Genomic DNA, 6,292 nt, shown 5'->3' with positions numbered 1-6,292 from the left:
CTTGGACCGCAACACTGGTCACTGCCTCGTGGAACCCCCCGCCGTCATTAAAGTAAACGAGAACCGTCAGCACATGGCCTTCGTCCTCATCCGTGAGCGTATAAGTGGCCTCTTGCGCCCCTTCAAACTTCTCGCCCGAGCGCAACCATTGATAGCGCAGCGTGCCCAACCCGTCGCCATCGGCCAAGCCGCTTACATCTGCAGTCACCGTATCCCCCAGCGCAAATACCGCCGGATCGGCGTTGTCACTGACAAGCAGAACAGTCCCAGTCAGGTCGTGATTGCCATCGTCAATCGCCCACGTATCCAACGAAACCTGTGCCGTTGCAGTTTCAAACAGCGCGTCATTGACGACAACCGTGACGCCAACTTCCCACCCAACATGCGCGGAGGTCAAAGCGAAGGTATTGTCGGAGGTGGTCTCGACAATCACTCCATCCACTGTCCAAGCATAGCTAATGGTAAAGCGCGGATCGTCTGTGTCGATGCCTGTGAGCTCTGCCGTAAGCGTGTGACCTGCGATCTGCGCTCCTGTGAGTGTAACCGCGACATCCTCACTCAAGACCGGCTGAAAACTGCGGGCAAAGACGCCGACGTCGCTCCCATCCTGCCCCGTGGAGATCCATGTGATCGCAAACCCGCCACCCTCTAGTGCGGCGATCTGTGGGAGGTATTGATTGCCTTCAGTATAGGTGTTGACCTGCGTCTCCTCGCCTTGCGTGCTGCCATCGGCATAATAGGCCTGCGCATAGACGCCATAACTGCTGCCATCCTGACCATTGGACAGCCAAGTGATCACCCAGCCGCCACCCTCTAGTGCGGTTATCTGGGGGGAAACTTGTTGGTCGGTGGTGTGGGTGTTGACCAGCGTCTCGCCGCCAAGCGGGGAGCCATCGGCGTTATAAGCCTGTGAATAGACGCCGTTTAAGTCGCCATCCTGCCCCGTGGAGGTCCATGTGATCACCCAACCGCCATCCTCTAGCGCGGCGATCTGGGGCGCGAATTGTTCGCTTGTTGTATAGCTGTTGACCTGCGTCTCGCCGCCTTGGGCCGTTCCATCCGCGTCAAAGGCCTGTGCATAGATGCCGGAGCCGTCGCCATCCTGACCATCGGACCTCCATGAAATCACCCATCCGCCATCGCTCAGCGCGGCGATCTGTTGGACGGTTTGGTTGCCAGCTGTGTAAGTATTAACCTGCGTCTCGCCGCCAAGCGGGGAGCCATCGGCGTTATAGGCCTGTGCATAGATGCCGTAGCTGTCGCCATCCTGACCAATGGATTGCCAAGAGATCACCCATCCCCCATCGCTCAGACTGGCGATTTGAGCGTTGAATTGGTCTAATGACGTCTCGGTGTTGACTTGTGTTTCGGTGCCTTGAGGCGTGCCATCGTAGTTATAGGCCTGTGCATAGACGCCATAACCACCGCCATCCTGAGGGCTATCCCATGTGATGACCCATCCACCATCGCTTAAGGCGGCGACCTGCTGGTAAGACTGAGCGCCTGCCGTCTCGGTGTTGACCCGTGTTTCGCCGCCAAACGCTTGACCATACGCGTTATAAGCCTGAGCATAGACGCCGTCACTGCTGCCATCTTGCCCAGAATCCCGCCATGTAATCACCCAGCTGCCACCGTAGAGTGCGGTGATCAGGGGGATGTTCTGGTTGCCGGCAGTAAAGGTATTGACCAGCGTCTCGCCGCCCTGCGTCGTGCCATCGGCGTTATAGGCCTGTGCATAGATGCCGTAAATGTCGCCATCTTGGTCAAGGGACTGCCATGTGATCACCCATCCCCCATCGCTCAAAGCGGTGATCTGCTGATTGACTTGTTGGTTGTTGGTATTGGTATTGACCTGCGTTTCCAACACGGGCGTGATATCCACGTTGACCGTCCCAAGGGCTTCAACCGTTCCACCGTCGTTGGCGGTCAAAGTGATCGACGCCGCATTGTTTCCGGTGACGTCCGCAGCACCCGTATACTGAATCGCCGTGGGGGTGTTCAGGAAGGAATCGATATCCGCCGGAAGGCCCGTCAGGATCAACGCACCAGTGCCGCTGCCCGTCACGGTGACTGTGCCGCTAGAGGTCGCTTCCAGCGTACCGCTGTCCGCCGTGAGCGTCAGAGCAAAAGTCGCGTCCGCACCTGCATCGCCGAAGTGTACCGCAGAGAGATCCAGATTGGACGCCGCCGCTTCAAACGCTGTCACGTCTGAGGGCAGACCCCAGTTCACGCTGCCGTCAGCGTTGTAAGCCTGTGAATAGACACCGTAAGAGTCGCCATCCTGGTCATTGGACGTCCATGTGATCACCCAACCGCCATCGCTCAGCGCGGTGATCTGGGGAGAGTTCTGATCGCCGAGTGTGAAGGCATTAACCTGTGTCTCCACGCCTCGCGGCGTGCCGTCTGCATTATAGGCCTGTGCATAGACGCCGTCACCGCTGCCATCTTGCCCAACTGAACCCCACATGGCGACCCATCCGCCATCATTCAGCGCGGCGGTCTGGGGGCGGTACTGGTTACCAGCTGTGGAGGTATTGACCTGAGTCTCGATCCCTTGAGGCGAGCCATCAGCGTTATAGGCCTGTGAATATATGCCGTAAATGTCGCCATCCGGCGACTCCCATGTGACAACCCAACCGCCATCGCTCAGCGCGGTGATAGTTGGGAACTGTTGCGCTCCTGTTGTTTCGGTGTTGACCTGTACCTCGCCGCCTCGGGGCGTGCCATCGGCATTATAGGCCTGCGCATAGGCGCCGCGTCTGTCGCCGTCCTGATCATCGGACATCCATGTGATCACCCATCCACCATCACTCAGTGCGGTGACTTGGGGTATATTCTGATCGCCTACTGTGTGGGTGCTGACATGTACCTCGCCGCCTTGGGGCGTGCCATTGGCATTATAGGTCTGCGCATAGATGCCGTTAAACTCGCCATCCTGGCCATTGGACTCCCATGTAATCACCCAGCCACCATCACTCAGTGCGGCGATCTGTGGTTCGGTCTGGCTCAGTGTCGTGTAGGTGTTGACCTGTGTCTCGCCACCCTGCGTCGTGCCGTCGGCGTTATAGGCCTGTGCGTAGATGCCGCTACCGGCGCCATCCTGACCAATGGACTCCCATGTGATCACCCAGCCGCCATCGCTCAGGGCCGTGATCTGTTGGTTGTACTGGGAGCTTGGCGTGTAGGTATTGACCCGTGTTTCGCTGCCTTGCGTGGTCCCATCGGCATTAAAGGCCTGTAAAAAGACACCAAAGCTGCCGCCATCTTGGCCAGTGGAGGTCCACGTAATCACCCATCCGCCATCGCTCAGTGCGGCGATCTCTGGGCTGAGCTGTTGGCCTGCTATATACGAGTTGACCTGTGTTTCAACGCCTTGTGCGGTACCATCGGCGTTATAGGCCTGCGAAAAGATGCCGTAAATGTCGCCATCCTGAGTATTGGACTGCCATGTGATCACCCAGCCGCCATCACTTAGGGCGGTGATTTGTTGCTTTAACTGAGCGTTCGTTGTTTCGGTGTTGACCTGTGTTTCTGAATGAATGGACATAAGAATAGGGTACTCGCTTGTTTGAACTTGTGAAAAGAAATGTGGGGGAAATCGACGGCGCAATCAGGACGGGCCGCACCAAATGCACGCGATGCATTCGTGTTGAGGGGTGTCCATGCCTGCTGCCTAAAACGCCGATTTCAAATATTTTTTCGCCGCGTCAAGCGATGTCCCATGCTAGGTGCGTAAACTATTTGTTAATCTTTTCAATCAGTTTCTCAAAAAGTAAAAAAGGCCAACCACCTCGTGGCCAATTTAGGGAACAGGGTATGGTGATGTTCGGTGCAGAACCACCAAGCGCCGCCAAGAATGAGCCACGGATTTGGAAGACGCATCACCCTAGCCCAGAGAGGCAAAGCTTGCGCTCGGCCCCGCGTCGGTTGCTCAAACCACGGATCACCTTGCCACCAGCCCTATTCCAGCGCGGCAATTCATGGCAGGCCCCCAGCAGATCGCCCGCGTTCACTTTACGCACCAATGTGGAGCGACAGGCCGCACCGACGCCCACATTCCAAGACCAGGCCATCATCGCGATCTTTGTGTTGACGGGGATTTCCACCGGCGATGCCAAACATCGATCAAGCTGGCGCTCAAACTCAAGGAGCCCCTCGGCCAGCATCTCCGCGCATTGCGCATCGGTGTAGTAATCGCCCTGCCCCACACCACGCGTTTCACCGTGACACACCGTCCAGACTTTGCCGATGTTGTCCCAATAGGCTTGGTTTTCTTTACCTTCCCAACCGCCGACAAAACCAACCGCGCTCGCCAAAGCCACCGCACTGGCCGCAAGGATGCCCACGCCTTTTTTCTGGATCGCTCCGCCGCTGGCGCGCAGATACTCCGCCACCTTTTGGGCCAGCGCCTCCTGCTGCGTTACCCGCGCGCCTGAGACCCCCGCCGACAGCAACGCCGCGATCATCAAATATTGCCAGCTTTCCAGCCCGAGATCCTCCGGCGCAAAATACTCCCACGCCGCGCCCGCCGCCATCGCCAAAGCGCCAATGATGGCCAAGATCGCTGACCACGCGCCGGTCAAAACCTGCTTCCATTCTGGAATCAATCTCATATTCTTGCCTCGTTTCTGTTGTTTCAATTGGATTATTTGGGGAATACGCCAAGCGTCTTGAGCGCTGCATAGGCCGCGCCAACCACCGCAATCAGCGAGGCCACCGCTTTGAGCGACGACATCATGCGCCGCTGGGTGCGATAGGCGAGAATGATCTCTTTGAGCGTCGTGCCCTCTTGCACCAAACGCCGAAGATCATCGCGCGCGGGCTTGTCTTGGAAAATTTCCGCCAGAGAATGCAACGCAAGACGCTCCAGTTCCGTAAATTGCGCCAAGTAGGTTTTAGTCGGGCTTTGGCCCCGCTGGTCGCATAGGTCATCAGTCACATCGGCACTCCGTGTGTTCGGGCGCGCTCTAGCGCCAAGGTTGGTGTCAGGATTGGTTTGGGGGACTGGCCCCAGGCACGCCTAGAGCGTTTGCGCCTCGGCGACGGCCGTCGCGCTCTCGGCATAGGCCCAGTCGACGGCCTGCAGAACGTCATCGCATGTGGTCGCCGCCAGCATCCGCCGCTCGGCTTCCTGCCGGATGCCCTCGGAGCGCATCACCACCCAGTTTTCAAAGGCGACTTTTTGGCCAATCAGCGCCAACTCGTCCGCCGTGGAGGTGCCGGAATATTTCACCGCCTGCTCCAAGGCCACTTGATCGGAGGCGCTCAGCGTGCCGGCAAGCGCGCGGTCATAGATCGCCCGTTTCAACAGCCATCTTTGGCGGGTTGTATCATCCGGATTGCCCAGAACCGCCCGCGCGACCGCTTCGCTTTCCCCATAAAGCGCCGTGATAAAAGTGGCACGGAAGTCATTGATATCCGGCGCAATCACAAAGCCTTCAGGCAGAGAAATCCCTTCCGGCACCGCCGTCACTTCAAGCGTTACCGTCACCGATCGCAAGGGCCACGCCTGTTTGAGCGTCACCTCATAAACCCCAGGCTGGGCAAAGACGACCCGAGGGGCTGTGACGTTAAAACGCCCGTTCACATAGGTCGATTTGATCTCCAGCTCCAATGGATTGAGCGCGTCGACATCGGGCAAAATCACGCCAAACCAGCGGATCGCGAGGTCCGGAGGTGCCGGACGCGGCACCGGCTTGCCGTTGACAAAATACCATTCCTCGTCGCCATATTCCAAGGGGATCATCGCGTGATTTGTCGGCAAGTTGGCCATCATAGCCGAGATCGCGTCGGCCTGTGTTTCCCCAACTTCCAGACTTCGGCCCGCCGCGATGTCGTAAATTGTGTACCGAATGTTATCCATCGGAAGTCCTCACTTTTTTGTCTGTGTGATTGCGAGATATCGCTGTTTTGCGGCTATGTAGGGACCGTAGCCCTCAACGGTGTAGGTGGTTGAGCCGCCCGATGTATTTCCATCCTCATGAACCACATGCACCGTCGCGCTTTGGAGCGTGTTCGTTCCGGTGCCCGTTGGCGGAATGGTCACAGAAACCCCTGTGCGGATTTCCACGCCATCGCGCTTGATCTTGAAGGTTGCAATCCTTGCCGTCGGCCCAACCACACTCGTAATTGAGCAGTTGAATTCAAGGATGGATGTGTAGCCCGCAACACGGGTGATGGTTTTGGTGGCCACAGTGCTGTAGCTGCTGGCGATCGCGACCTCCCCAGAACTATAGGATCTCGCCGTCGTCGTGACCGCCGATCCCGCGATTTGCAGCGTATCCACGGCGAG

The 6,292-nt window shown here is 57.8% G+C and carries 5 protein-coding genes; all 5 read right to left on the bottom strand.

Annotation, left to right across the window (positions count from 1 at the left end; translation table 11 throughout):
* Positions 1 to 3,547 (bottom strand): beta strand repeat-containing protein (locus AB9F27_RS02460; RefSeq protein ID WP_369757507.1); only part of this gene is annotated, 3,547 nt, incomplete at its 3' end.
* 334 nt (positions 3,548 to 3,881) lie between these two features.
* Positions 3,882 to 4,613, bottom strand: coding sequence for a lysozyme (locus tag AB9F27_RS02455; protein ID WP_369757506.1), 732 nt, complete (start codon positions 4,611 to 4,613; stop codon positions 3,882 to 3,884).
* 32 nt (positions 4,614 to 4,645) lie between these two features.
* The gene (locus tag AB9F27_RS02450; RefSeq protein ID WP_335586729.1) at positions 4,646 to 4,939 is read right to left on the bottom strand and encodes a hypothetical protein; all 294 of its coding nucleotides are present in this window, start codon (positions 4,937 to 4,939) and stop codon (positions 4,646 to 4,648) included.
* Between the two features lie 81 nt (positions 4,940 to 5,020).
* Positions 5,021 to 5,863, bottom strand: coding sequence for a hypothetical protein (locus AB9F27_RS02445; RefSeq protein ID WP_335586730.1), 843 nt, complete (start codon positions 5,861 to 5,863; stop codon positions 5,021 to 5,023).
* 9 nt (positions 5,864 to 5,872) lie between these two features.
* On the bottom strand, positions 5,873 to 6,286 hold the full coding sequence (locus AB9F27_RS02440; RefSeq protein ID WP_335586732.1) for a hypothetical protein: 414 nt from the start codon (positions 6,284 to 6,286) through the stop codon (positions 5,873 to 5,875).
* Between the last annotated feature and the right edge of the window lie 6 nt (positions 6,287 to 6,292).

This window comes from Falsihalocynthiibacter sp. CO-5D18, assembly GCF_041205445.1.
GTDB classification, from domain to species: Bacteria; Pseudomonadota; Alphaproteobacteria; order Rhodobacterales; family Rhodobacteraceae; genus Falsihalocynthiibacter; species Falsihalocynthiibacter arcticus.
This window is presented reverse-complemented; position numbering and strand designations above follow the sequence as displayed.

Bases quoted from the DNA above. Each gene is read 5' to 3' on its own strand.
- AB9F27_RS02455 (WP_369757506.1), bottom strand. From the start codon at position 4,613: ATGAGATTGATTCCAGAATGGAAGCAGGTTTTGACCGGCGCGTGGTCA.
- AB9F27_RS02445 (WP_335586730.1), bottom strand. From the start codon at position 5,863: ATGGATAACATTCGGTACACAATTTACGACATCGCGGCGGGCCGAAGT.